The sequence below is a fragment of the Pseudomonas sp. S10E 269 genome, assembly GCF_002798465.1.
Lineage (GTDB): Bacteria > Pseudomonadota > Gammaproteobacteria > Pseudomonadales > Pseudomonadaceae > Aquipseudomonas > Aquipseudomonas pergaminensis.
This window is the reverse complement of record NZ_PHIJ01000001.1, coordinates 5,106,459-5,132,139: the sequence shown is the minus strand read 5'-3', so window position 1 is coordinate 5,132,139 and position 25,681 is coordinate 5,106,459. Positions and strand designations below refer to the sequence as shown.

The window sequence follows — 25,681 nt, the reverse complement described above, 5'->3', positions numbered from 1 at the left end:
CCATGTCCACTGTCACCGAACGCCCGCAAGACCAGCTGCTGCCCGTCATCCCGAAAACCATGCAGGCCGTGGTCTGCCATGGCCCGGAAGACTACCGACTGGAAACCGTCGATGTACCCACTCCCGGCCCCGAAGAAATCCTCACCAAGGTCGAGCTGTGCGGGATCTGCATGGGCGACATCAACACGTATCGCGGCGCCCCCTCGTTCTGGGGCGATGCCGAGCAGCCACGCTATGTGAAACCACCGATGATCCCCGGCCATGAGTTCGTGTGCCGCGTGGTCGCCCTGGGACCTGGCGCGGAAAAACGCGGCGTGAAGGTCGGCGACCGGGTCATTTCCGAGCAGATCGTGCCGTGCTGGGGCTGCCGCTTTTGCAACCACGGCCAGTACTGGATGTGCCAGAAACACGACCTGTATGGCTTCCAGAACAATGTGCAGGGCGCCATGGCCCAATACATGATCTTCACCAAGGAAGGCATCATCCATAAAGTGCCGGACTCCATCGCCCCGGACGAAGCCATCCTGATCGAACCGCTGGCCTGCTCGCTGCACGCCGCCGAGCGCGCCAATGTGGACTTTGACGACGTGGTGGTGGTCGCCGGTGCCGGCACCCTGGGCCTGGGCATCATCGGCGCAGTACGCATGCGCAACCCGAAGAAACTCATCGTGCTGGACATGAAGCCCGAGCGCAGCGCCCTCGCCCTGCGCATGGGCGCCGACGAAGTATGGAACCCGGCCGAAGTCGACGTGCTGGCGAAGATCCGCGAAATCACCGATGGCTACGGCTGCGACATCTACATCGAAGCCACCGGCCATCACAAAGCCGTCAACCAAGGCCTGGCGATGCTGCGCAAGCTGGGGCGGTTCGTCGAGTTCAGCGTGTTCAATGACGAAGCCACGGTGGATTGGTCGATCATTGGCGACCGCAAGGAGCTGGATGTGCTCGGCTCGCACCTGGGACCCTATATGTATCCGCGCGCCATCGACTTTATCGGCAACCGCAAGATCGATATGCGCGACGTGGTCACCCACAAGTTCGCCCTGGCGGATTTCAAGGAAGCGTTCGCGGTGATGGAGCGTGGCGACAAATCCCTCAAGGTTGTGCTTGAGCCCTGACCTGCTGCCTGACCTGCTGGATGTACCGCGCGACTGCCGGCGCTTTCTCGAAGCGCCGGTAGATCAACGACAGCCAGGACGACGCGTCGCTGTCCTGGATCGCACGGTACACCACCCCCGGCAAGCTCACATGCCCAACCACCGACGCCGGCACCACCGCCACGCCCTGCCCCAATGACACCAGCGCCACCACCGCCACCAATCCACCCGGCTGCGGGCCCAGGCGCGGCGCAAAACCGCCTTGGGCGGCCACGTGCAGCGTGCCGCTGATTTGCTCCGGCAGGATGAAGGTCTCGTTTTGCAGGTGCTCGCAGTTGATGGCTTTCAACCCCAACAGCCACGAATCCTGCGGCAAGGCCAGCACAAACCCTTCACTGTCCAGGCGCACCGCCTCCACTCCCTCCGGCAAGGTCATGGGTGAACGGATATAGCCGATGTCGCAGCGCCCATCCGCCACCGCACCCGGCAATGTCGCCATGGCGCACTCGCGCACGTTCACGCTGACATCGGGAAACGCCTGGCAAAAACCCTGCATCTGCCGCTGCAGCACGCCGGAATACACCGCCGACGCCACGTAGCCCAACTCGATATGGCCGATCTCCCCGCGCCCGGCGCGCTGGGCATTGCGCTGGGCACATTCAAACTGGCGCACCGTTGCCTCCGCCTCGATCAGCAGCGCGGCCCCGGCCTCGGTGAGGCTGACTTCACGCTGCTGACGGATAAACAGGCGGGTACCCAGGCTGGCCTCCATGTCCTGGATCTGCCGACTCAAGGTCGGGGGTGCAATACCCAATTGCTCGGCGGCGCGGGTGAAGCTGCGTTGGCGGGCGACGGCGAGAAAGTAGCGAAAATGGCGAATTTCCATTTAAGGATTAGCTCAAAGGTAATGAAGTTGCGGCGCCAGGCTAACAAGAACACGGGGCAGCACGCTTATGCTGGAGCGACTAGAACAGTAGAGAGCGCTTGCGATGTCCGTCAACTGCATTTTCCCTATTGCCCCTGAGGTAATACCGTCATGACTCGCGTCAGCCCACGCCTTACCTTGCTGACCGCGTCCGGGGTCTGCTCGCTGATTGTGCTCGACACCAATATCGTCGCCGTCACCCTGCCGAGCATCGCCCGCGACCTCGGGGCGAACTTTGCCGATATCGAATGGGTGGTCAGCGCCTACATGCTGGCATTCGCCGCGCTGTTGCTGCCGGCCGGCAGCATTGCCGACCGGTTCGGGCGCAAGAAAACCCTGATCTGGGGGCTAGGCATTTTTATCCTGGCGTCATTGGGTTGCGGTGCTGCGCCGACTGCGCTGATCCTTGATATCGCCCGCGCCATCAAAGGCGTGGGTGCCGCGCTGTTGCTGACCTCGGCATTGGCATCCATCGGTCACACCTTCCACGATGACGTGGAGCGCGCCAAGGCCTGGGCCTTCTGGGGCGCATGCATGGGGGTGGCAATGACCGCCGCGCCGACGCTGGGTGGCCTGATCACGCAGTACCTGGGTTGGCGCTGGATCTTCTACCTCAACCTGCCGGTAGGCCTGGTGCTGATGGGCCTGGTGCTGCGCACGATTGCGGAGTCCCGCGATACCCAGTCCGCACGGCTTGATCCCTGGGGCAGCCTGGCCTTCAGCGCCAGCCTGCTGTGCTTGATCTGGGGGCTGATCGAGGCCAACCGGATCGGTTGGGATAACCCGCTGACCTATGCCCGCCTGTTGGGCGGCGCAGTGTTGCTGGGTGTGTTCGTCGGGGTTGAACGCGTGCAGCAACGGCCGATGGTCGACCTGCAATTGTTCCGGCACCCACGCTTTATCGGCGCGCTGCTGGGGATGTTTGCCTACGCCGGGTGTGCCCAGGTGATGATGACGCTGCTGCCGTTTTACCTGCAGAACGGCTTGGGGTTCTCCGCGATAGCCTCGGGCCTGGGCATGTTGCCGTTCGCCCTGACCATGCTGGTGTGTCCACGCATCGGCGCACGCCTGGCCACCCGCTTTGCCCCCGCAACGATGATGGCCACCGGGCTGACGCTGGTCGGCTGCGGCAACCTGTTGAGTGCCTGGGCGGTGAACGCCGGCGGCTACCTGCCCTTCGCCCTGGCGATTGCCGTCACTGGCGCCGGTGCCGGCCTGCTCAATGGCGATACGCAGAAAAACATCATGGCCTGCGTGCCACGCGACCGCGCGGGGATGGCGTCAGGCATGAGCACGACCATGCGCTTCAGCGCGATCATGTTGGCGATTGGCGTGTACGGGGCGTTGTTGAGCAGTCACAGCGAGCAACTGCTGAGCGCGACAATCGATGCACAGTGGCAGGCACAGGTGGCGGGCATTGCTTCGCGGGTCGTGGCGGGCGATATGCCGGCAGCCATGGGCCTGTTGCCGGCGTCGGCACAGGCGGTGGTGCAGCCGCTGGCACGGCAGGCGTTTGTGGGTGGGTTCAGCGGGGTGTTGTGGGTGGCGGGGTTGTTGGGATTACTCGGCGCGCTGGTGGTCGGTACACTGATGCGCAACCCCATCCCGTCAGCGCCCGCCCTGACACCGCAAAACCTGTAGGAGCCGAGCTCCTACAGGTGATCATCTTGGGATCGGGTTTACCAGAACCGCTGCTGGGTCAACCGGCTCCACCAGGTCAGCAGCACCCGGTCTACCGAGCCACTGGCCGCCAGGCCCACGCGCTCCTGCAGGCTCTTGCGCTCGGCATAGTGCAGGTGGAACACCTCGGCGGTCTTGGCCTTGGTGGCCAGGTATTCGTCACTGGTCTGCAGCTCATCGACCAGTTGCTTGTCGAGGGCTGCAACACCCAGCCACACTTCTCCGGTCGCTACATCATCGATTGCCAACTGCGGGCGATAACGGGAAACGAAGTTCTTGAACAACTGGTGAGTGATGTCCAGGTCTTCCTGGAACTTCTCGCGACCCTTCTCGGTGTTCTCGCCAAACACTGTGAGGGTGCGCTTGTACTCGCCGGCGGTCAGGACTTCGAAGTCGATATCATGCTTTTTCAGCAGGCGGTTGACGTTGGGCAGTTGCGCCACCACGCCAATCGAACCAAGGATGGCAAACGGCGCGCTGATGATCTTCTCGCCAATGCACGCCATCATGTAGCCGCCGCTGGCAGCGACCTTGTCGATACACACGGTCAGCGGCACGCCTGCCTGGCGGATACGCGCCAGTTGCGAGGACGCCAGGCCATAGCTGTGGACCATGCCGCCGCCACTTTCCAGGCGCAGCACCACTTCATCCTTCGGGGTCGCCAGGCTCAGCAGCGCGGTGATTTCGTGGCGCAGGCTTTCAGTGGCCGAGGCCTTGATGTCACCGTCGAAATCCAGCACGAACACCCGTGGCTTGGCCTCGGCTTTCTGCTTGCCCTTCTTCTTTTCAGCCTTGCCTTCGGACTTGCGCAGGGCCTTGAGTTGGTCCTTGTCGAGCAGGCTCGATTCCAGGCGCTCACGCAGGCCTTTGTAGAAGTCATTGAGCTTGCTGACCTGCAACTGGCCGGCAGATTTGCGACGACCTTTGCTGCGCAGTGCCGCGAAGCTGATCAGTACCACCAGAATAGCGACCACCAGGGTGACGGTCTTCGCCAGAAAGCTCGCGTATTCGGCCAGAAAATCCATAGTTCTCCTTACAAGTGCGGTGCGCCAGGCGCGGATGGCCCAAGCATACCGACGGCATCGCGTTCGGGCCAGTGATCAAACGGCCAGCAACGATCGGCTCCAACGAGCTTTTAAAACAAGCGTATGTTTTTTCATTGACAGCTCGCAGGCATCCTCATAACCTCGCCAGACTTTCAACGTACCGGGAAAACGGACGTGGGCAGCATCTATCTGATTCGACATGGCCAGGCCTCCTTCGGTGCAGACGACTACGACGTCCTGTCGCCCGTCGGCGTGGAGCAGGCGCAAGTGCTCGGCCGCCACTTGGCGGACATGGGCCTGGTGTTCGACCGCTGCGTGGCCGGCGACCTGCGCCGCCAGCAGCACACCGCCACCGCCGCCTTCGATCAGTACAGCACCCTCGGCCTGCCGGTACCGGCGCTGGAAATCGACAGCGCCTTCAACGAATTCGATGCCGACGCGATCATTCGCGCCCTGCTCCCCGACTTGCTCACCACCGAACCCGAAGCCCTGGAGATCCTGCGCAATGCCGCGCAGAACCGCAGCGAATTCCAGCGCATCTTCGCCTTGATCATCGAGCGCTGGCTGGCCGGCACCTATGACCCGCCGGGGCTGGAGAGCTGGCTGGGCTTTGTGGAGCGCGTGCAGGGTGGCTTGCAACGCATTCTTGAAGCGGCGGACAACGCGCAGAAGATCGCGGTGTTCACCTCCGGCGGGACTATCACCGCCCTGCTTCACCTGATCACTCGAATGCCCGCCGCCCAGGCCTTCGAGCTGAATTGGCAAATTGTTAACACTTCGCTCAACCAACTGAAATTCCGTGGTCGCGAGGTGGCACTGGCTTCCTTCAACAGTCATACCCACTTGCAACTGTTGAAGGCGCCGCAACTCATCACGTTCCGATGAGCGGCGGCCAACCGTGACCCCAAGGTCACTGGACTCTACCCTAAAGGATCGAAACCATGACTGACGTAGCCAAAGCTGTAGAAGCAATGAAAGCCAAATTCAACCCAGCCGCCGCTGACGGCCTGGACCTGGTGTTCGGTTTCCGTATCGACGACACCCAGAACTTCTCGCTGGTGGTCAAGGACAACACCTGCGAACTGCTGGAAGGCGAAAACCCTGACGCCCAAGTGACCCTGGTCACCGACGGCGAAACCATGGAAGGCATCGTCAGCGGCGACACCGACGGCATGCAGGCCTTCATGAGCGGCAAGCTGCGCACCGAAGGCGACATGATGCTGGCCATGAAACTGAGCGAGCTGTTCCCGGCCTGATAAGGCTGCGCTCAAAAAAATCCCGCCTTTCGGCGGGATTTTTCGTTCAGCCAACCTCCCGGTCAGCGGGTGTTGGCGTCATCCATTTCTTCGAACGTGTCCATGTACGCAGGGTCATTACCATCGTTTTCACGAATCACACGCCCTTCATACTCGGCGGTGATTTCACCGGTATTGACGTCAAGCCCAACCACGATCACCAGCTTGTATTTGCCCACTTGCAAGTACATGTCATAGAGGTCCCGGGGTTCATCGGGCAGCATAAAAAAGCTGTAGCTGTAACGTACGCGCTTGGTTAACACGGGCCACTGTGCTTCAAACGCGCGGGGATCGAAGGATGGGAGCACATCGCCGATTCCACACAGCGCGGCCTCGACCAGTTGGTCATTGTCCTTGGCTTTGAAGACCACCGGATGAGTGCGAGTCATCGACCGCATCGGGTTGGGTACAATATCCGTTTCAAGGCGGTACATGCCGCTGCTGAACCATTTTGTTGCATCGAAGGTGTCGTCACCTTTCTCGCATTCGCGGCAATGCATCATCAGCGGCGCCGCAGCGCTTTCTCGGGAATACAGTGAAGTGATCAACACGCCGCAGGTGATCAGCAGTGCCCCCAATAGGCCTGCACTGCCAACCCGCGCGAAAACATTCGCCATCGTCTACATCCTTGTCTGAAGGGGTGGCGAATTTACCTGATGCAGACCTTTCGGTGGCGGGATTTTTTTGCCTGCCATTTCGCAAGCCATGGAGTTTCAATGTGGGAGCTGGCTTGCCTGCGATAGCGGTGGACCCGACAACATTGATGCAGGCAGTGCCGACGTCATCCCAGGCAAGCCAGCTCCCACAGAAAAGCAGATCAGTGGCGCAGCTTAGATTTTCGGCTGCAGCAGCAACGCCACCAACGCACTCCACCCCGTCTGATGCGACGCCCCTAACCCACGCCCGGTTTCGCCATGGAAATACTCATGGAACAACACCAGGTCGCGACTGGCCGGGTCTGCTTCCAATTGCGCATAGCCCGACATCGACGGGCGCAGGCCATCTTCATCGCGCAAAAACAATCGCGTGAGACGTTGGCTGAGGCTGTCGGCCACTTCTTCAAGTGACGCCAGATAACCGCTGCCCGTCGGGTACTCCACCGAGAAGTTATCCGCGTAGTAGCGGTGAAACTCGCGCAGCGATTCGATCAGCATGTAGTTCACCGGCATCCACAATGGCCCGCGCCAATTGGAGTTGCCGCCGTACAGGCGCGAGTCGGATTCGCCCGGTTGGTAGCGCGCACACAGGGTGTTGCCATTCATCTTCAACGCCAGCGGCTGTTCGGCGAAGGCCTTGGACAAGGAGCGCACGCCATACGTCGACAAGAACTCGCTGTCATCGAGCATGCGCCGCAACAAGTCCTTGGTGCGCTCGCCCCGCAACAAGGCCAGCAACAGGCGGTTGCCCTGCCCCGGTTCGTTCCAGCGTGACACCAGTTTGGCCAGGTCTGGCCGGTGCTCCATAAAGCCCAGCAAGCGCTCGCGCAAACCTTCCAGGCCTTCATGCTCACGCTGTTCCAGCACCAGCACGGCAAACAGCGGCATCAGGCCAACCATCGAACGCAGGCGCACCGGTTCATTCTGGCCGTCGGGGCGGTGCAGCACGTCGTAGAAAAACCGGTCCTGCTCGTCCCACAGGCCTTCGGCGCTGTCGTCGACGCGGTTGATGGCGCCAGCGATGTACAGGAAATGCTCGAAAAACTTCACCGCGATATCCACGTACACCACGTTGCGCTTGGCCAGCTCCAGGCCGATGCGCATCAAGTCCAGCGCATAGGCGGCGACCCAGGCGGTGCCGTCGGCCTGGTCCAGCTGATAACCCGTCGGCAGCGTGGCCGAACGGTCAAACAAGGCGATATTGTCCAGCCCCAGAAACCCGCCCTGGAACAGGTTGCGGCCCTCGGCGTCCTTGCGGTTGACCCACCAGGAAAAATTCAGCAGGAGCTTGTGGAAAATCCGCTCAAGGAAATCCATATCGCCTACGCCGGTCAGTGCCTTGTCCTGCTGATAAACGCGCCAACTGGCCCACGCATGCACCGGTGGGTTGGCGTCGTCGAAGCGCCACTCATACGCCGGTAACTGGCCGTTGGGGTGCATGAAGCGATCCTTCACCAGCAACAGCAGTTGTTGCTTGGCATACCCTGGGTCGATCAGCGCCATGGCCACGGCCTGGAAGCCCTGGTCCCAGGAGGCATACCACGGGTATTCCCAAGTGTCGGGCATGGAAAGGATGTCGAAATTCGACAGGTGCCGCCAATGGGTATTGCGGATATGCAGGCGCTCGGGCGGTGGCGCGGGTTGGGCCGGGTCGCCGTCGAGCCATTGGTTGACGTCGAAATAGTACAACTGCTTGGACCACAACAACCCGGCCAGCGCTTGGCGTTGCACATTGCGCGCATCGTCATCGTGGATGTCGTGTTGCAAGGCCGCGTAGAAGTCATCGGCCTCCTGGCGGCGCGCCTCGAACAGCTTCCGGGCGTTGACCTGCGGCGCGTCGACGGGCGCAAAGCGCAGGTAGAGGGTTTTGCTTTCCAGGCCTGCCAGTTCGACGATGAAACGTGCCGCGACTTTGGTACCACTGTCCCGCCGAATGGCCGACTGAACACCCTCGACCACGTAATCGTTGATCCCGTCCTTGAACGGCCCCGGCGCCGGCTGCCCATCCAGGCGGGGAAAGTTGCTCTCGTTTTCGCAGAACAACCATTCCACCCCCTCCTGGCCCCAGGCGCTGAGGTGACGATCTGTTAGTTCAGGGTGCTGCGCCAGTACCTGTTCCCCGTCCAGCTTCAGTTGCGGCTTGGCCGCGTCAAAGCTCCAGCTCCAGTCATTGCGCGCCCACAGTTGGGGCATTACCTGCAAGCGGGTTGGCTGGTCGGAACGGTTATGCACGCTGACGCGCATGAAGAGGTCATCGGGTTGATGCTTGGCGTATTCGACGCTGACATCGCAGTAGCGGTTATCTTCGAACACGCCGGTATCGAGGATCTCGTACTCGGCATCGTCCAGGCCACGGCGGGCGTTCTCGCTGATCAGGTCGGCGTAGGGAAAGGCGGCATGCGGGTATTTGTAGAGCATGCGCATGTAGGCATGGCTCGGTACGCCGTCAACGAAGAAGTACAGCTCCTTGACGTCTTCACCGTGGTTTCCCTCGGCGTTATTGAGGCCGAACAGGCGTTCCTTGATGATCGCATCGCGCTCGTTCCACAGGGCCAGGCCCAGGCACCAGCGTTGCGCCTTGTCGCTGAAACCGGCCAGGCCATCTTCGCCCCAGCGATAGGCGCGGCTGCGCGCATGTTCATGGGGGAAGTAAGCCCAGGCATCGCCATCGGCGCTGTAGTCTTCACGCACCGTGCCCCATTGGCGTTCGCTTAAATAGGGGCCCCACTCGCGCCATCGCTCGGCATCCGGCAGCGCCAAGCGTTGGCCTTCGGTTGTATCAAGTATTCGGGTGTCGGGGGTGGCCGTCATTGGGTCCTCCATCGCCTACCAGGTGAGAGGCAGTGTAGAGCCCAATGACGCCCGGGTGCACATGAAGACTTAGAAGATGGCGTAGGTGTAGTTGAAGATCAGGCGGGTTTGATCCTGGTCGGCGGTGCCGGTGTTCTTGCCGTGATAGGTGCCGGTACGCAAGGTGGTACCGAAGCCTTTCAGAGGACCGGCCTGCACCACGTAGTCCAGGCGGAAGTCGGCTTCGTTTTCTTTCTGGTCAGGGCCGCCGGCGACCTTCGACTTGATGTCCGAACCGTCCAGGTAAGCAACCGATGCCTTCAAGCCAGGAACGTAGGCCTTGAAGTCATACGAGTACTGGCCAAAGTTGACCTGCTCGCCCGCGCGGGAGAACTGGCCGACCACGGCGTCGGTGAACAGGTAGAAGTCGCTGCCGCCGGCGCCTTGTGCGTGAGGGTCGGCCAGGCTGCCCTGGTTGACCCACACGAAGCCGCCGTCGTCACCCACGCCGATGTGGCCGAGCATCAGGCTGCTGCCACCCAACTGATAGGTGAAGGCCGCACTGTAGGTTTTGTTGTCCACTTCGTTGGCGTGCTTGGCGTAGCCACCGTTGTTGTTGAACTGGTAGCCGCTCTCGCCATTCTTGCCGTCGCTGGAGCTGTCGAAGTAGCGCAGGTCGGTCTTGAACGACTGGTCATTGCCCAACGGCAGTACGTGGACCAGGCCGACGTAGTTCTGTTTGTAGAAGTCTTGCAGTTGGGCGTAGTAGTACTGCAACGTCAGGTTTTTCGCGACCACATTGTCGGAAGAACCAAACGGCTTGTAGTCCACCCCGCCGAATTTGAAGCTGTCGCTGTCGCGGGTGCCGCCTGCCACGCTCAAGCCTGTGGAGTTGCTGGAGGCACGGCCTTCGGCGCGGTTCAGCTCACCACCAGTGAAGGTGACATTGGGAATGTCATTCGAGGTCAGGATGCCGCCGTCGAAGGTCTGCGGTGCCACGCGGCTGTCGTTGGACACCAGGATCGGCAAGACCGGCGCCAAGCCGCCACCCACGTGCAACTCGGTCTGGGAGATGCGGAACTTCACATTGCCCGCCGCGCGACCGAAGGAATCGGCAGGCTCGGTGCCGTTGTTCTTGGTCGGGAAGAAGCTGTTGCCGTTGCCCGCCAAGCCTGGGCCCGCGGTGTGACCATCACCACCGTCCAGGCGCAGCGCACCGAAGGCCATGACGTCGAAACCAAGGCCAACCGTGCCCTGGGTGAACCCGGATTTGTAGTCAAAACGCAGCGCGGTGGCGGCTTCGCGCAGATCGTTGTTGGTCCCCGAGCGGTTGTCTGCGCTGTAGTACATGGTCCGCGAACTGACGGACGCATGGCTGTCTTCAAGGAAACCGCTGTGACCATTGCCCGTGCCCAGAGAGCCGAGCCCGAAATCGTCAGCGAATGCGTGTTGTGCAAGAACGGCGGCGGTGATCGACAACGCCAGTGTAGAAATTTTCATTAACGACGGCCCCTAAACATTTTTTTATGTGCGTGATGTGCATAACGGCGTTTTCATCCTTGCAAACGTGACGATTCTTTCATGCCGACCGGGGCGGGTTCCGTGAAGAATTAGTTAGGAAATACGCGTGAAAATGAAATTTCGCACGGGCCGTTTTTTGTCATCTTCACGTCATCTCATTCATTTGCAGAATGAAGTCCTGAAGAATCTTCGTTTGCCACTTGGCCTGGCGCTCAACAGAATCCAGGCAAAGGCCACCTTCATCGCCACAACCATCAGGAATTTTTCTATGCCTAGCACCGCACATGTCAGCCCAGACGAGATCCGCAAGGGCTTTTCCAAGGCCATGTCCGACATGTACCGGGATGAAGTTCCGCTGTATGGCGCGCTGATGGAGCTGGTGGCCGAGACCAATGCCCACGTGCTCGACACCCAACCGCAGCTGGCGCAACAGCTGCAACGCACCGGCGAAATCCAGCGCCTGGACATGGAACGCCACGGCGCGATCCGCCTGGGCACCGCCGCTGAGCTGGCGACCATCTGCCGCTTGTTCGCGGTGATGGGCATGCAGCCGGTGGGCTACTACGACCTGACCCCGGCCGGCGTGCCGGTGCACTCCACCGCCTTTCGCGCGGTGCACGAGCAGGCGCTGCAAACCAGTCCGTTTCGGGTATTCACCTCATTGCTGCGCCTGGAACTGATCGAAAACCCCGAGCTGCGCGCCTTCGCCGAAGCGGCGCTGGCCAAGCGTTCGATCTTCACCCCAGGCGCCTTGGCGCTGATCGAACAAGCGGAACAGCACGGCGGCCTCAATGCCCAGGACGCCGACGAGTTTATCCGCCAGGCCCTGGAAACCTTCCGCTGGCACCACACCGCCACCGTCACCGGCGCGCAGTACCAGCAACTGAGCGACCAGCACCGCCTGATCGCCGACGTGGTCGCCTTCAAGGGCCCGCACATCAACCACCTGACCCCGCGCACCCTGGACATCGACCAGGTCCAGGCCGCCATGCCCGGCAAGGGCATCACCCCCAAGGCCGTGATCGAAGGCCCGCCCCGCCGCCACTGCCCAATCCTGCTGCGCCAGACCAGCTTCAAAGCCCTCGACGAACCCATCGCCTTCACCGACGCCCAAGGCAGCCACAGCGCACGGTTTGGCGAAATCGAACAGCGCGGCGTCGCCCTCACCCCCAAGGGCCGCGCACTGTACGACCAACTCCTGAACGCCGCACGCGACGAACTCGGCGCCTTTCCCAATGAGGGCAACGCCGCACGTTATGTCGAATTGATGGAACAGCACTTCCAGGCCTTCCCGGATAACCACGCGCAGATGCGTGACCAGGGCCTGGCGTACTTCCGCTACTTTCCCACCGCGCAAGGTGTGGCAGCACGTGGCACAGCCGAGCAACCGCGCACACTGCAAGCACTGATCGCGGCGGGCCATATCGATGTGGAGCCGTTGGTGTATGAGGACTTCCTGCCGGTGAGTGCAGCGGGGATTTTCCAGTCGAACCTGGGGGATGCGGCGCAGAGTCACTACGCGGCGAACTCGAACCAGGCTGAGTTTGAAAAGGCACTGGGGCGCCAGACGATTGATGAATTGAAGCTGTATGGCGAGACGCAGCAGCGCTCTGTCGATGAATGCACGAGAACACTGCTGGCATGAAATGAAGTGCCCACCCGGCTCACCAGCGCAATCCTTGCGCCGCAAAAAGTCCCCAGAGCCGGGTGGGCGGTCGGCATGATAGGCAGTGGGAAGAATCCTGTCCCCCGGACAATTCTGAATAAATGTGTCCGCGCCCCGTAGGAACGCGGACGGTGGCCTACTCCAACTTCGCCACAATCTCGTCTTTGATCAACAAGCGTTTCTTCTTCAGCTTCTCCACCTCTTCATCGCCGGCGCTTGCCGATTCCGCCTTCAGCACTTCCTTGTCCGCGTCGTCGTACTGCGTGAGCAGCGAGTCCAGGCGTTTGTCATTGGCCCTGCGTTCGTGAACGACTTCCTTGCTCAACCCCAAGTCCTGATACAGGTCGTGTTTCACTGGCATGGCGTACCTCCGCAAGTTGATCAATGGCTTACGCCCTAGAAGCTAGACCATTGCGAGGGGTCTTGTCATGTCCGGGGTCAATAAGGCCCCGTTCGTCGCGGCGCAGGCGTTTGGATCAAACCTTTGCCGCGCCCTGCCCTCCACTCTAGATAGCCACCCGAGGGAGACCGGTTTCATGACTCATGCTGCCACCGCTGTCGACACCCAATGCATCAACACGATCCGCACCCTGGCCATGGACGCCGTGCAGAAGGCCAATTCCGGCCATCCGGGCACGCCCATGGGCCTGGCGCCGGTGGGTTATACGCTGTGGAGTCGTTTCCTGCGTTATCACCCGCAACATCCCGACTGGCCCAGCCGTGATCGGTTTGTGCTGTCCGTCGGCCATGCCTCGATGTTGCTGTATTCGCTGCTGCACCTGGCCGGTGTGGTGGAACTGGATGCCGACGGCAAGCGCACCGGTCAGGCCGCTGTCAGCCTGGACGATATCAAGCAGTTTCGCCAAGCGGGCTCCAAAACCCCGGGCCACCCCGAATACCGTATGACCACTGGGGTGGAGACCACCACCGGCCCGCTCGGCCAGGGCTGTGCCAACAGCGTCGGCATGGCGATGGCCGAGCGTTGGCTGGCCAAGCGCTTCAACCGCGAAGAAAAAACCCTGTTCGACTACAACGTCTACACCCTGTGCGGCGACGGTGACATGATGGAGGGCATCAGCGGCGAAGCGGCGTCCATGGCCGGGCATTTGAAACTGGACAAGTTGTGCTGGATATATGACAACAACACCATCAGCATCGAAGGCCACACTGAGCTGGCGTTCAGCGAAGATGTGATCAAGCGCTTCCAGGCGTATGGGTGGCACACCCTGCACGTGACCGATGCCAACGACTTGCAAGCCCTGAGCAACGCCTTGGAGGCGTTTCATTGCAACCGCGGCGCGCCCACCCTGATTGTGGTCGACAGCGTGATCGGCTACGGCTCCCCGCACAAACACAACACGGCCGCCGCCCATGGCGAGCCCCTGGGCGAAGAGGAAATTCGCCTGACCAAGGCAGCCTATGGTTGGCCCGAGGATTCCAGCTTCCTGGTGCCCGATGATGTGCGCACGCAATTGCATGATGTTTTGCTTGAACGCAGCGAGCCGCTGTATGAAAAGTGGAGCGAGCACCTGTCCCAGTTGGAACAGTACGAACCGGAATTGGCCGATGAATTGAGGCGTATGCGTGCCGGGGAAATGCCGGAGCACTGGCAGAAACACCTACCGGATTTCGATACCGACGCCAAGGGCATCGCCAGTCGTGCCGCCGGCGGCAAGGTGCTGAATGCGTTTGCCGAACAGATCCCCTGGCTGCTGGGCGGCTCGGCCGACCTGTCACCGTCGACCAAGACCAACCTCACCTTTGACGGTGCCGGGCGTTTCAGTGCCGACGACTACAGCGGGCGCAATCTGCACTTCGGTATCCGTGAACACGCCATGGGCGCGATTGCCAATGGCATGGCGCTGTCGTACCTGCGGCCCTATACCTCGACCTTCCTGGTGTTCAGCGACTACATGAAACCGCCGATCCGCCTGGCGGCAATCATGGAGTTGCCGGTGGTGTTTGTGTTCACCCATGACTCGATTGGCGTGGGCGAAGATGGGCCGACGCACCAGCCGATCGAGCACCTCACGCAGTTGCGTGCGACCCCAGGGTTGCTGACGCTGCGACCGGGTGACGCGAATGAAACCCTGGAGCTGTGGAAGGTGGCCCTGGCGCAAACCCATCGGCCGAGTTGCGTGGTGTTGTCGCGCCAACCGTTGCCGACACTGGATCGCAGCCAATACGCGCCGGCGTCCGGTGCGGCCAAGGGCGCTTATGTGTTGGCGGGTGCCGACGAGCCCAAGGTGATTCTGCTGGCGACCGGCAGCGAAGTCGGCCTGGCCGTTGCGGCTTATGAGCAACTGACCCAAGAGGGCTTTGCCGCGCAGGTGGTGTCCATGCCCAGCTGGGAATTGTTTGAAGACCAGGACCAGGCCTACCGCGACAGCGTGCTGCCGCCAGCGGTGAAGGCGCGGGTAGTGGTGGAACAGGCAGGCCCGTTGGGCTGGGACCGGTACGTGGGCCAGACCGGCGCCAAGGTCGTGATGAACAGCTTCGGCGCGTCGGCGCCGCTGGCCAAGTTGCAGGAGAAGTTCGGGTTTACCGTGGAAAACGTAGTGAAGCAGGCGAAAGCGCAGATCCAACTGAATCAACAGTGAGTCACAATGTGGGAGCGGGCTTGCTCGCGAAATCGGTAGATCAGTCGATATTTTTGTCGCCTGATACTCCGTATTCGCGAGCAAGCCCGCTCCCACACTTGTTCGGTGTTGGCGGTTAGATCAATTCCTTGGCGAGGAACGGCGCCGTCCGGCTTTTCTTGCTCGTCGCAACCTTCTGCGGCGTGCCGCTGACCACCACCTTCCCCCCCAGATCCCCGGCCCCCGGCCCAATATCGATCACCCAGTCACTCTGCGCCACCACGCGCATCTCATGCTCCACCACAACCACCGTATGCCCCGCGTCCACCAAGTGGTTCAACTGGCTGAGCAAGCGGTCGACGTCGCGCGGATGCAAGCCGGTGGTGGGCTCATCCAGTACATACAAGGTGGCGCCCCGTGCATTGCGTTGCAGCTCGGTCGCCAGTTTGATCCGCTGCGCTTCGCCACCCGATAACTCGGTCGCCGGCTGGCCCAGGCGCAGATACCCCAGGCCGATGTCCCGCAGCACCTGCAGTGAACGCAGCACGCCAGGCTGCTCGGCAAACACGTCCACGGCCTGCTCCACTGTCAGCCCCAGCACTTGGGCGATACTCAGGCCTTGCCATTTGATCGCCAGGGTCTCGGGGTTGTAGCGCGCTCCATGACAGGTCGGGCATGGCGCGTACACGCTGGGCATGAACAGCAATTCGACACTGACAAAGCCCTCACCCTCGCAATTCGGGCAACGGCCCTTGGCAACGTTGAAGGAGAACTGCCCGGCATCGTAGTGACGCTTCTTCGCTGCCGGCGTGGCTGCGAACAGTTTGCGCACGTTGTCGAACAGCCCGGTATAGGTCGCCAGGTTGGAGCGCGGCGTGCGGCCAATAGGTTTCTGGTCCACCTGCACCAGGCGACGTATGTGTTCGAGCCCGGCGCTGATCCGCCCGCCGCTGGTTTGCGGCGCGTCGTCCTCCAGGCTCGGTTCTTCGTCATTTTCCAGCACGCGCCCAAGGCCAGCGCCCACCAATTCCAACAGCGCCTGGCTGACCAGGCTGGACTTGCCCGAGCCAGAAATCCCGGTGACCGCCGTAAAGCAGCCGAGTGGGAAATCGACGCTCAGGTCGTCGAGGTTATTGCGCGTTACCCCTTCCAGTTTCAGCCAGCCCGTGGGCTCGCGACGCGGGTGATTCGCCACGCGTTGTTCAGCGAACAGGTACTCACGTGTCTGCGACGCCTCCACCTGCGCCAGCCCCGCAGGCGGACCGCTGTACAGCACTTGCCCACCGTGCTCGCCAGCTGCCGGGCCGACATCGATCAGCCAGTCGGCGCGGCGCATGGTTTCCAGGTCATGCTCCACCACAAACAGCGAGTTGCCCGCCGCTTTCAAGCGGTCCAGCGCAGTGAACAATGCTTCGCCATCCGCAGGGTGCAAGCCTGCCGAGGGTTCATCCAGCACGTAGATCACACCGAACAACTGCGAGCCCAGCTGCGTGGCCAGGCGCAGCCGCTGTAGCTCCCCGGATGACAAGGTCGGCGTACTGCGTTCCAGGGACAGATAACCCAGCCCCAACTCGGTCAAGGTGCTGACCCGCTCAAGCAGGTCTTGGGCGATGCGCTGCGCGGCCAGGCGTTTTTCCACGGACAGTTTCATCTTGTCCTGCCCCGCCGCCACGGGCCGCAGCAGTTCGGCCAACTGCGCCAACGACAGTTGCGACAACTCACCAATGTCCACTCCGGCAAACTTCACCGACAGTGCCGCCTTGGTCAGGCGCTTACCGTCGCACAGCGGGCAGGCGCTGCCCTGCATGAACTGCGAGACGCGCTTTTTCATCAGTGCGCTTTGGGTGTGGGTGAAGGTGTGCAGGATGTAGCGCCGCGCGCCGACGAACGTGCCTTGGTAACTCGGCTCCACCTTGCGTTTCAACGCATCGCGGGTCTGTGCCGGGGTAAAGCCGGCGTACACCGGGACGGTGGGGGTTTCTTCGGTAAACAGGATCCAGTCGCGCTGCTTTTTTGGCAGGTCGCGCCAGGGAATGTCCACGTCATAGCCCAGGGTCACCAGGATGTCGCGCTGGTTCTGGCCTTGCCATGCCAGCGGCCAGGAGGCCACCGCACGCTGGCGAATGGTCAGGGACGGATCCGGCACCATCAGCGCCTCGGTCACCTCATACACACGGCCCAGGCCATGGCACTGCGGGCAGGCACCTTGAGGCAGGTTCGGTGAGAAGTCCTCGGCATACAGCATCGCCTGCCCCGGCGGATAACTGCCGGCGCGGGAATACAGCATGCGGATCAGGCTCGACAAGGTGGTCACGCTGCCCACCGACGAGCGCGCACTCGGCGTGCCGCGTTGCTGTTGCAGGGCTACTGCGGGCGGCAGGCCTTCGATGCTGTCCACGTCGGGCACCCCGACCTGGTCGATCAGCCGCCGCGCATACGGCGCCACCGACTCGAAATAACGCCGCTGCGCCTCGGCATACACCGTGGAAAACGCCAGGGACGATTTGCCGGAACCCGACACTCCGGTGAACACCACCAGGGCGTCCCGGGGGATGTCCACATCGACGTTGCGCAGGTTGTGTTCGCGGGCGCCGCGCACACGGACAAAGCCGTGCTGCTGGGCAGTGATCGGGGGGAGAGTGCGCTGTGAAGTCATGTGCAACCTTATCGGGCGCAGAGCACGCTGCGGACCCGTTGCGCCAGGGCTTCGGGACTGTAGGGCTTGCTCAGCAGATGAATGTCGGGGCTCAGCAGGTGGTTGCTGGAGAGAATGTCGCGGGTGTGGCCGGAGGTGAACAGCACCGCCACCGGCGGGGTTTGCTCACGGGCCCAGGCGGCCAGGTCCGTGCTCTTGATGCGGCCGGGCATTACCACGTCGGTGAAGATCAGCTCCGGTTTCACGCCCGCCTTCAGCATATGCATCGCGCGGTCACCGTCTTCGGCCGTGAGCACGGTATAGCCCGACTGCTCCAGCAGTTCGACGACGGTGCAGCGCACGTCTTCGTTGTCTTCAACCACCAGGATGGTCTCGTGGCCCGCGGCATGCAGCGCTGACTCACCGTGGGTTTCCTCGACCTCTTCGCCGAGGCTGCGCGGGAAGTACATCTGCACCACCGTGCCCTTGCCTTCCTCGCTCCACAGCTCGACATGCCCACCGCTTTGGCGCACGAAGCCAAACACCATGCTCAGGCCAAGGCCAGTGCCGTGACCATTGCGCTTGGTGGTGAAAAACGGCTCGAACACCCGCGCCAGGACCGCCGGCGACATCCCCACACCGATATCGGTGACCGCCAGCCGCACATACTCGCCAGGCTTGATGCTTTTACCCACGCAATCGTCAGGGTTGAGGATGATGTTATCGCCAGTGATGCGAATCACGCCTTCACCGAACATGGCATCCCGGGCATTGATCGCCAGGTTGAGCAGCGCGTTTTCCAATTGGTTGCGGTCGACGTTGATGCACCAGGAGTCCTGGGGCAACTGCACATCGAGGCGAATGGTTTCGCCCAGCGCTCGCTGCAGCAATTCGCCGAGGCCTGCGTAGATACGTTGCGGGTTGTACACCGCTGGCGACAAGGGTTGGCGGCGCGCGAACGCGAGCAGCTGTGACGACAGCTTGGCGCCGCGCTCCACTGCCGCGATGGCGGCGGCGACCCGGCGCTGCACCTGGGGGTTATCCGGTTCATGGCGCGACAGCAGGTGCAGGTTGCCGGCGATCACTTGCAACAGGTTATTGAAGTCGTGGGCCACGCCACCCGTAAGGCCGCCGATGGCCTCGAGCTTCTGCGACTGGCGCAGCTGGGCTTCGGCGGTGGAACGTGCATGCACTTCCTCGGCCACCCGTTGTTCGAGGTTGTGCGTCAGCTCCTGGCGCACCCGTTCGGACTTCACGTGCTCGGTAGTCTCGGTGACGATCACCAGGACCCCGGCGGGTTGATGGTGATCGTCGGCCACTGGGCTGTAGGAAAGGTCCATCCAGACTTCTTCCGGCTGGCCGTTGCGCAACAATTCCAATGGAAAATTGCGGTACGACAACGTTCCCCCGGCCAGGCAGGTATCCAGCACATTGCGGTTGAAATCGGCGACTTCCGGCCAGCCCAGTTCCACAGGCTTGCCCAGCAGGTACGGGTGGCGACCGCCGGCAAACACGGAGTAACTGTCGTTGTAGATCATGTACCCCACCGACCCCCACAGCATCACCATGGGCATGGGGGAAGCCAGCAGCATTTGCACCGCGCTGCTCAGGCTGCAGGGCCACTTGTCGATCGGACCCAACTCGGTGGTCGACCAGTCGAAGGCGCGAATCCGCTGGGCCATTTCACCGCCCCAGCCTTCGCAGCCGTGGGTATTGGATAAAAATTGCATGTTGGGCTCTTGGCGACGATAGCGTTGTTGGGGAGCGCTGTTCCACTGTAAAGCGTTGGAGCCTGGCCGCAATGAATCGTTTCATTTGCATATAGCTTATCCGGCACAGCAGCCGCAAGACCCCGTCAGTGGAAATCCCGACTGCGCACATGGATGCCTTCCAGCAGCGCGGTCAGGTCGGTCAAACGCCCGGCAATCAGATGCCGCACCTCGCCCACCGCCTCCCAGCGCCCATCCACCTTCAACAGCCGCGACCCTACCAGCGCTTGGCGCTGACGCTCGGCGAGGTCGCGCCAGACCACCACATTGAGGTTGCCGAACTCATCTTCCAGGGTCACGAAGGTCACCCCGCTCGCCGTGCCTGGACGCTGCCGGCCCGTCACCAACCCGGCGACGCTGACATTGCGCCCATGCTCGACCTGCATCAGCTCCCGGGAACTGCGGCAGCGTCGCTTGCGCAGTTCGGCGCGTAACAACGCCAGGGGATGCGGACCCAGCGTCGTGCCGAGCGTGGCGTAGTCGGCGTGCAGGTCTTCGCCCACCGTGGGTGCCGGTAACGCCACCACGGCTTCGTCCGGGCTGGGCAGGCCGGCAAACAGTCCGAGTTGCTTGTGCACGCCGGCCACTTCCCAACGGGCGGTGTGCCGGTTGCCGGCCAGGGAGCGCAAGGCACCGGCATCCGCGAGCAAGGCCTGGGCGCGCGCCTCCAGCCCGGCGCGATCGTCGAGGTCGGCAATGTCGCTGAACGCACGGTGCTGGCGCGCGGCCTCGATGCGCCGTCCATCCTCTTCGCGAAACCCCGAGATCATGCGCAGGCCCAGGCGAATCGCCGGCTGCGCACCGTCGATGGGCTCAAGGCTGCAATCCCAGTCGCTGGCCAGCACATCCACCGGCCGGATCTGCAAACCATGGCGCCGCGCATCCTGCAGGATCTGGTCGGGGCTGTAGAAACCCATGGGCCAACTGTTGATCAGCGCGCAGGCGAAGGCTGCCGGTTCATGGCACTTGAGCCAGCAACTGGCGTAGGTCAGCAAGGCGAAACTGGCCGCGTGGGATTCGGGGAAACCATAGCTGCCGAAGCCCTTGATCTGCTCGAAGATCTGCGCGGCAAAGGCTTCGCTGTAGCCATTTTTCAGCATGCCGGCACGCAGGCGCTGCTGGTGCGGTTCCAGGCCACCGTGGCGTTTCCAGGCAGCCATGGAGCGGCGCAACTGGTCTGCCTCGCCGGGGCCATAGTCGGCGGCGACCATGGCGATCTGCATCACTTGCTCCTGGAACAGCGGGATGCCCAGGGTGCGCTCCAGCACCACCTTCAGTTGGGGTGACGGATAAGTGGTTTCCTCTTCCTTGTTACGTCGGCGCAGATACGGGTGCACCATGCCGCCCTGGATCGGCCCGGGCCGCACGATGGCGACCTCGATCACCAGGTCATAGAACGTCTGCGGCTTGAGCCTGGGCAGCATCGACATCTGCGCCCGTGACTCGATCTGGAACACACCGATGGTGTCGGCCTTGCTGATCATCGCGTAGGTGGCCGGGTCTTCCTTGGGGATGGTCGCCAAGGCCAGGTCCCGGTTGCGATGGCGGCGCAGCAGATCGAAGCAGCGGCGGATCGCGCTGAGCATACCCAGGGCGAGGATATCCACCTTTAGCAGGCCGACGGCGTCGAGGTCGTCCTTGTCCCACTGGATGATGGTGCGGTCCGCCATGGCGGCGTTTTCCACCGGCACCAGGGTGTCCAACGGGTATTCGGAAATCACGAAGCCGCCGGGGTGCTGGGACAGGTGCCGGGGAAAGCCGATCAATTGCTGGGTGAGCGTGAGCACGCGGCGCAGGATGGGGCTTTGCGGGTCGAAACCGCCTTCGCGCAGCCGCTCCAAGGGCGGCGCATCTTCACTCCAGCGCCCGCAGCACTCGGCCAGGGCGTTGATCTGGTCCGGCGGCAACCCAAGGGCCTTGGCCACATCGCGCACCGCGCCGGACGCGTGGTAGCTGCTGACCACGGCCGTCAACGCCGCACGGGTGCGGCCATAGCGCTGGAACACGTACTGCAGCACTTCTTCGCGGCGTTCGTGTTCGAAGTCCACGTCGATGTCCGGCGGTTCGTTGCGCTCCTTGGACAGGAAGCGTTCGAACAGCATGTTTGTCAGGCTCGGGTCGATCTCGGTAATGCCCAAGGCAAAGCACACTGCCGAGTTGGCCGCCGAGCCACGGCCCTGGCACAGGATCGAACGGCTGCGGGCGAAGCGCACGATGTCGTGCACCGTCAGGAAATAACTTTCGTAACCCAGCTCGCTGATCAGCACCAATTCTTTGTTGATCTGCTGCAAGGTCTTGGCGTCGACACCCTGGGGCCAGCGCTGGGCGATGCCCTCTTCGGTCACTGCGCGCAGCCAGGATTTCGCGTCGTGGCCGCTGGGCACCAGTTCGCGTGGGTAGTGGTAGCGCAATTGGCTGAGGTCGAAGGTGCAACGACGGGCAATGGCCTGGGTCTCGTCGAGCAAGCGTTGCGGGTACAACACGGCCAGGGCGTCGAGGCTGCGCAGATGGCGCTCGCCATTGGGGTGCAGGCGCGTGCCGGCCTCGGCCACGGGCACGTGGTGACGGATGGCGGTCATGGTGTCTTGCAGGGCCCGGCGGCCGCGCGCATGCATATGCACATCACCGCAGGCCACCGCCGGAATGTGCAGGCTGGTGGCCAGGTTAAGGCGTTGTTCCAGGTGGCGCGCATCGTCCTGGCCGCAGTGCAAGTGCACCGCCAGCCACAGGCGCTCGGTGAAGGTGCGACGCAGCCATTGGATATCGGCCTGGGTGTCGCTGTCCTCGGCAATCCACAGCGCCAGCAGGCCGGGCAGTGTTTGCGCGAAGTCCTCGCGCAGCAGGCGATAGCGGCCTTTTTCGGCACGCCGCCGAGCCAAGGTGATCAAGCGGCACAGGTGCTGGTAGCCACTGAGGTCCTCTACCAGCAACACCAGTTTCGGGCCGTTCTCGATGCGCACCTCGCTGCCGATAATCAGCGGCAACTCCACCGCTTTCGCCGCCTGCCAGGCACGCACGATACCGGCCAAGGTGCACTCGTCGGTGATCGCCAGGGCGCTATAGCCTTGGCGCTTGGCCCGCTCGAACAGCTCCAGCGCACTGGACGCACCGCGCTGGAAGCTGAAGTTGGACAGGCAGTGCAGCTCGGCGTAACTCATGATCGCCACTGCCCGTAGGCGCTGGCTTGCCGGCGATGGTCGTTAACGGTGACGTGGGCTGCCAGAGGGAACGCGGTGCCTGTGCGATTTTCGCCGGCAAGCCGGCTCCCACAAGGGGGGGTGGTGTTCATGAGAACCAGCCTTGCAGCCATAGCCCATCGGTCTGCCCTAGAGTGCGGTAGGCCCAGCCTTGCTGGCCGGCGCGGGTCTGGATCAGGTAGTAGTCGCGGCGTACATCGGCGCCGTCCCACCAGCCGGATTCGATGCGTTCCGGGCCCATGAGGATCTGCACGCCGTGATCGGCCAATAATGTGGGCTCGTTCAGCAGCCAGCCGGGGCGTTGCACTTTATTCAGGGTCGGGCACGGGTTTTTATCCGCCGCCGCTTGCCAGGCGCATTCGGGGCGGTGATCAGCGTGAAAGCGCAGGCCCTGCACCGCCTCATCCCCCAGGCGGGCACGCAGGCGCTCGCGCAATTGCTCCCAGGGCAAGGTCTGTTGCGGGCGGTCGTCGAAAAGGTCCTGGCGCTGCGGCACAAACACCGGCAGGTCCTGGGCCACCAGGCGAAAGCCGCGCACCGGTGAGGTGACCTGGACCTGCTCCAGGCGCCCCCGGGCCAATTCAAACAGCATCGCCGCTTCACGCTCGGCGCTGAGCAGCCCGACCTTGATCACGCTGTCCGGCGCCTGGGCATGTTCCAGGTGCAGGTCGAAGCGTTGCACGCCACTGTCGCGGCCGCAGAGGAAGGCGGACAGATCACCGGTCAACCGGCGCAGGGGAAACAGCAGCGCTTGGTGGGATTGCACATCGAAATTCAGCTCGATGCGCACATCGAACCGGTCCGGCGGCTGATAAAACGCCAAGGCCAATGGCCGTTGCCCGGCCAGTGCATCCAGGTGCTTGAGCAGGCTGGCCTCAAAGCGTCGCGCCAAGGTATGCCGAGGCAGCGCCTGCACCTGGGCCAGGGTGCGCAGGCCCATGCGCGACAAAGCCGTAGCAGCCTGCGGGTCGAGGCCGGCGCGGTCGATGGGCAGCGGCGCCAGGGCCTGCATCAGGCCGTCATCCTGCACCGCCAGCCCATCGTAGATATTGGCCAGCACCCGCGCTGCTGCCGGGTTGGGCGCGGCGACGATGCGATGACGAAAACCCAGCTCGGTCAGTTCCCTGCGCAAGCGCGCTTCAAACTGCGGCCACGGCCCGAACAGGCCCAGGCTCGACTCGATCTCGAACAACAAGGCACGCGGGTAATACAGGCTGACCTGGGAGCTGAACTGGTAGGCCCAGGCGGCGAGGAATTGTTGGTAGCGCTCGATCTCGGCGGGGTCGTATTCGGCGCTGGCAAAGGTCTTGGCCAGGGCATGCGCGGCGGTCAGGGATTGGCCGGGGCGCAGGCCCAGGGCGCGGGCGGCGTCATTGACGGTTTGCAGCACACGCCGCTGTGGCGTGCCGGCCAGCAGGGCCAGGGGTTGGTCCGGTTCGGGGTGCACACGCTGCACCCCGTCCAGCGCCAATTGCGGGAAGACAATACACACCCAGCGCATGGCAACCTCAATGCCCCGCCAGGGCAATCGGCGTCGGATGCGCCAGCCCGCCCCGGCACTTGAGCACCCGCACCTGCGCGGGCCTGGCCTCGACCGCCAGGCGCAACGCCGCGGGCGATGAATTGATCGCCTCGCTCAAGGCGCGCCAGGCAAACGCCAGGGTCTGTCCGGTTTCCGCCGCGACTTGCAGGCGCCGCAGCGCTCGGTCATCGGCCTTGCGCGGCCAGCACAACACCGCGCCGCAACTGCCGGAACGCAGGCATTGCTCCACCGCCCACAGGGCATCGCGTTCCTCGGCCTGGATCACCGAGAGCAGGCGCAGGTCCACCCCGGCGTTCTGCCAGGCATGGGGGTACGGTGTATAAGGTGGCGCCACCAGCACAATGCGCTCGCCGGCCTTTGATAAGCGCGCCAGGGTCGGCAGCACCAGTTGCAACTCACCTACCCCTTCCTTGGCCATGAGGATTTCGCTCAAGGCCGCCTCCGGCCAGCCGCCCGTGGGCAGCACTGCATCCAGCGCCGCCAGCCCGGTGGGGTGCACACTGGCCGGCGGCGCAGCGGGCCGGCCCTTCCAGACACGCCCGCCATTGAACAGCGTGTCCAGTGCAACGACGGCGCCCATCAACCTTGCCTCACCAAACCGCAGAACACCCCTTCGATGGCCAGGTCCTGGTCGGGGCCCACCACGATGGGTTGGTACGCGGGGTTGCGCGGCAGCAGGCGCACGCTGTCGCCACTGCGTTCGAAACGCTTGATGGTCACTTCGCCATCCAGGCGCGCCACCACAATCTGCCCATTCAAGGCTTCGGCACTGCGGCGTACGCCCACCAAATCACCGTCGAGGATGCCGTCCTCGATCATGGAATCGCCCTGCACCCGCAACAGGTAGTCCGGGGTTTTCGCGAAGGTCGAAGGGTCCAACTGCAGACGGCTGTGCACTTCAGCGTCGGCGCCAATGGGCAAACCGGCGGCCACTCGACCGAGCACCGGCACATCCAGCCATTCCGGACGCGCCGGCTGATTAAGCAGCCGAATGCCCCGGGCCTGGTTGGGGTTGACCTCGATAAAACCGGCTTCGGTCAATGCCAGCACATGCTTGCGCGCCACGCTGCGCGAGGCAAAGCCGAACGCCTCGGCGATCTCGGCGAGGCTGGGGGGCTGCCCTTGCTGCGCGATGCGGTCGCGGATAAAGGTCAGGATGGCGGTACGGCGTGGGGTTAGAGTCGTCATGGAGTACATTTGTACTCCTGTGGGAAATTTCTGACAATAGCCGCCAGTCGGTGGGCGCCAGCGCAGGCAAGCCAGCGCCTACGGCAAAGCCTGC

At 62.9% G+C, this 25,681-nt stretch carries 18 protein-coding genes; 6 read left to right on the top strand and 12 right to left on the bottom strand.

What is annotated here, in order from left to right; genetic code table 11:
• The first annotated feature begins 2 nt into the window (after positions 1-2).
• Positions 3-1,118 carry an alcohol dehydrogenase catalytic domain-containing protein gene (locus tag CWC48_RS23920; RefSeq protein ID WP_100490472.1) on the top strand — a complete coding sequence of 372 codons (1,116 nt, stop codon included), beginning with the start codon at positions 3-5 and terminating at the stop codon, positions 1,116-1,118.
• Here CWC48_RS23920 and CWC48_RS23915 read toward each other — a convergent pair.
• Entirely contained in the window at positions 1,096-1,983 is an 888-nt protein-coding gene (locus tag CWC48_RS23915) for a LysR family transcriptional regulator (RefSeq protein WP_099491677.1), read from the bottom strand. The two genes, CWC48_RS23920 and CWC48_RS23915, sit on opposite strands and share 23 nt — an antisense overlap.
• Positions 1,984-2,133: 150 nt before the next feature.
• Here CWC48_RS23915 and CWC48_RS23910 point away from each other — a divergent pair, with 150 nt between their 5' ends.
• Complete coding sequence (locus CWC48_RS23910) at positions 2,134-3,663, top strand: MFS transporter (RefSeq protein ID WP_100490471.1); 1,530 nt, start codon at positions 2,134-2,136, stop codon at positions 3,661-3,663.
• Positions 3,664-3,701: 38 nt separating this feature from the next.
• On the opposite strand, the gene sohB is transcribed toward CWC48_RS23910, so the two are convergent.
• Complete coding sequence (gene sohB / locus CWC48_RS23905; RefSeq protein WP_049712929.1) at positions 3,702-4,727, bottom strand: protease SohB; 1,026 nt, start codon at positions 4,725-4,727, stop codon at positions 3,702-3,704.
• A 195-nt stretch (positions 4,728-4,922) separates the two neighbouring features.
• Between sohB and CWC48_RS23900 the strand changes: the two genes are divergently transcribed.
• On the top strand, positions 4,923-5,633 hold the full coding sequence (locus CWC48_RS23900) for a histidine phosphatase family protein (protein ID WP_099491681.1): 711 nt from the start codon (positions 4,923-4,925) through the stop codon (positions 5,631-5,633).
• A gap of 56 nt (positions 5,634-5,689) precedes the next feature.
• A complete protein-coding gene (locus CWC48_RS23895; RefSeq protein ID WP_078048819.1) occupies positions 5,690-6,004 on the top strand; it encodes an SCP2 sterol-binding domain-containing protein in 315 nt (104 codons plus the stop codon).
• A gap of 62 nt (positions 6,005-6,066) precedes the next feature.
• Here the strand turns inward: CWC48_RS23895 and CWC48_RS23890 are convergent, their stop codons facing one another.
• The 3 genes from CWC48_RS23890 to CWC48_RS23880 all read right to left on the bottom strand — a co-directional run bounded on the left by CWC48_RS23890 (position 6,067) and on the right by CWC48_RS23880 (position 10,989).
• Positions 6,067-6,660: a hypothetical protein gene (locus CWC48_RS23890; protein WP_100490470.1), complete on the bottom strand. Its 594-nt coding sequence runs from the start codon at positions 6,658-6,660 to the stop codon at positions 6,067-6,069.
• Between the two features lie 213 nt (positions 6,661-6,873).
• Positions 6,874-9,510, bottom strand: coding sequence for a glucosidase (locus tag CWC48_RS23885; protein WP_100490469.1), 2,637 nt, complete (start codon positions 9,508-9,510; stop codon positions 6,874-6,876).
• Positions 9,511-9,579: 69 nt separating this feature from the next.
• A complete protein-coding gene (locus CWC48_RS23880; protein WP_078048822.1) occupies positions 9,580-10,989 on the bottom strand; it encodes an OprD family outer membrane porin in 1,410 nt (469 codons plus the stop codon).
• A 289-nt stretch (positions 10,990-11,278) separates the two neighbouring features.
• Here CWC48_RS23880 and CWC48_RS23875 point away from each other — a divergent pair, with 289 nt between their 5' ends.
• Entirely contained in the window at positions 11,279-12,655 is a 1,377-nt protein-coding gene (locus tag CWC48_RS23875) for a VOC family protein (RefSeq protein WP_078048823.1), read from the top strand.
• Between the two features lie 157 nt (positions 12,656-12,812).
• On the opposite strand, the gene CWC48_RS23870 is transcribed toward CWC48_RS23875, so the two are convergent.
• On the bottom strand, positions 12,813-13,037 hold the full coding sequence (locus CWC48_RS23870) for a DUF465 domain-containing protein (RefSeq protein ID WP_099491695.1): 225 nt from the start codon (positions 13,035-13,037) through the stop codon (positions 12,813-12,815).
• 175 nt (positions 13,038-13,212) lie between these two features.
• On the opposite strand from CWC48_RS23870, the gene tkt reads away from it, so the two are divergent.
• A complete protein-coding gene (gene tkt / locus CWC48_RS23865) occupies positions 13,213-15,276 on the top strand; it encodes a transketolase (RefSeq protein ID WP_100490468.1) in 2,064 nt (687 codons plus the stop codon).
• A gap of 115 nt (positions 15,277-15,391) precedes the next feature.
• Here the strand turns inward: tkt and uvrA are convergent, their stop codons facing one another.
• The 6 genes from uvrA to lexA all read right to left on the bottom strand — a co-directional run bounded on the left by uvrA (position 15,392) and on the right by lexA (position 25,596).
• A complete protein-coding gene (gene uvrA / locus CWC48_RS23860) occupies positions 15,392-17,911 on the bottom strand; it encodes an excinuclease ABC subunit UvrA (protein ID WP_078048826.1) in 2,520 nt (839 codons plus the stop codon).
• Positions 17,912-17,919: 8 nt separating this feature from the next.
• Positions 17,920-19,620 carry an ATP-binding protein gene (locus CWC48_RS23855; protein WP_078048827.1) on the bottom strand — a complete coding sequence of 567 codons (1,701 nt, stop codon included), beginning with the start codon at positions 19,618-19,620 and terminating at the stop codon, positions 17,920-17,922.
• A 125-nt stretch (positions 19,621-19,745) separates the two neighbouring features.
• Entirely contained in the window at positions 19,746-22,817 is a 3,072-nt protein-coding gene (locus CWC48_RS23850) for an error-prone DNA polymerase (RefSeq protein ID WP_100490467.1), read from the bottom strand.
• A gap of 127 nt (positions 22,818-22,944) precedes the next feature.
• Complete coding sequence (locus CWC48_RS23845; protein ID WP_078048829.1) at positions 22,945-24,357, bottom strand: DNA polymerase Y family protein; 1,413 nt, start codon at positions 24,355-24,357, stop codon at positions 22,945-22,947.
• Between the two features lie 7 nt (positions 24,358-24,364).
• The gene (gene imuA / locus CWC48_RS23840) at positions 24,365-24,979 is read right to left on the bottom strand and encodes a translesion DNA synthesis-associated protein ImuA (RefSeq protein WP_078048830.1); all 615 of its coding nucleotides are present in this window, start codon (positions 24,977-24,979) and stop codon (positions 24,365-24,367) included.
• Complete coding sequence (gene lexA / locus CWC48_RS23835) at positions 24,979-25,596, bottom strand: transcriptional repressor LexA (RefSeq protein ID WP_034106295.1); 618 nt, start codon at positions 25,594-25,596, stop codon at positions 24,979-24,981. The genes imuA and lexA overlap by 1 nt, the downstream gene beginning before the upstream one ends.
• Positions 25,597-25,681 lie beyond the last annotated feature (85 nt).

What these genes read in the sequence shown, in the direction of transcription:
- CWC48_RS23920 (WP_100490472.1), top strand. Translation starts at nt 3, where the DNA reads ATGTCCACTGTCACCGAACGCCCGCAAGACCAGCTGCTGCCCGTCATC.
- CWC48_RS23915 (WP_099491677.1), bottom strand. Translation starts at nt 1,983, where the DNA reads ATGGAAATTCGCCATTTTCGCTACTTTCTCGCCGTCGCCCGCCAACGC.
- CWC48_RS23910 (WP_100490471.1), top strand. Translation starts at nt 2,134, where the DNA reads ATGACTCGCGTCAGCCCACGCCTTACCTTGCTGACCGCGTCCGGGGTC.
- sohB (WP_049712929.1), bottom strand. Translation starts at nt 4,727, where the DNA reads ATGGATTTTCTGGCCGAATACGCGAGCTTTCTGGCGAAGACCGTCACC.
- CWC48_RS23895 (WP_078048819.1), top strand. Translation starts at nt 5,690, where the DNA reads ATGACTGACGTAGCCAAAGCTGTAGAAGCAATGAAAGCCAAATTCAAC.
- CWC48_RS23890 (WP_100490470.1), bottom strand. Translation starts at nt 6,660, where the DNA reads ATGGCGAATGTTTTCGCGCGGGTTGGCAGTGCAGGCCTATTGGGGGCA.
- CWC48_RS23885 (WP_100490469.1), bottom strand. Translation starts at nt 9,510, where the DNA reads ATGACGGCCACCCCCGACACCCGAATACTTGATACAACCGAAGGCCAA.
- CWC48_RS23880 (WP_078048822.1), bottom strand. Translation starts at nt 10,989, where the DNA reads ATGAAAATTTCTACACTGGCGTTGTCGATCACCGCCGCCGTTCTTGCA.
- CWC48_RS23875 (WP_078048823.1), top strand. Translation starts at nt 11,279, where the DNA reads ATGCCTAGCACCGCACATGTCAGCCCAGACGAGATCCGCAAGGGCTTT.
- CWC48_RS23870 (WP_099491695.1), bottom strand. Translation starts at nt 13,037, where the DNA reads ATGCCAGTGAAACACGACCTGTATCAGGACTTGGGGTTGAGCAAGGAA.
- tkt (WP_100490468.1), top strand. Translation starts at nt 13,213, where the DNA reads ATGACTCATGCTGCCACCGCTGTCGACACCCAATGCATCAACACGATC.
- uvrA (WP_078048826.1), bottom strand. Translation starts at nt 17,911, where the DNA reads ATGACTTCACAGCGCACTCTCCCCCCGATCACTGCCCAGCAGCACGGC.
- CWC48_RS23855 (WP_078048827.1), bottom strand. Translation starts at nt 19,620, where the DNA reads ATGCAATTTTTATCCAATACCCACGGCTGCGAAGGCTGGGGCGGTGAA.
- CWC48_RS23850 (WP_100490467.1), bottom strand. Translation starts at nt 22,817, where the DNA reads ATGAGTTACGCCGAGCTGCACTGCCTGTCCAACTTCAGCTTCCAGCGC.
- CWC48_RS23845 (WP_078048829.1), bottom strand. Translation starts at nt 24,357, where the DNA reads ATGCGCTGGGTGTGTATTGTCTTCCCGCAATTGGCGCTGGACGGGGTG.
- imuA (WP_078048830.1), bottom strand. Translation starts at nt 24,979, where the DNA reads ATGGGCGCCGTCGTTGCACTGGACACGCTGTTCAATGGCGGGCGTGTC.
- lexA (WP_034106295.1), bottom strand. Translation starts at nt 25,596, where the DNA reads ATGTACTCCATGACGACTCTAACCCCACGCCGTACCGCCATCCTGACC.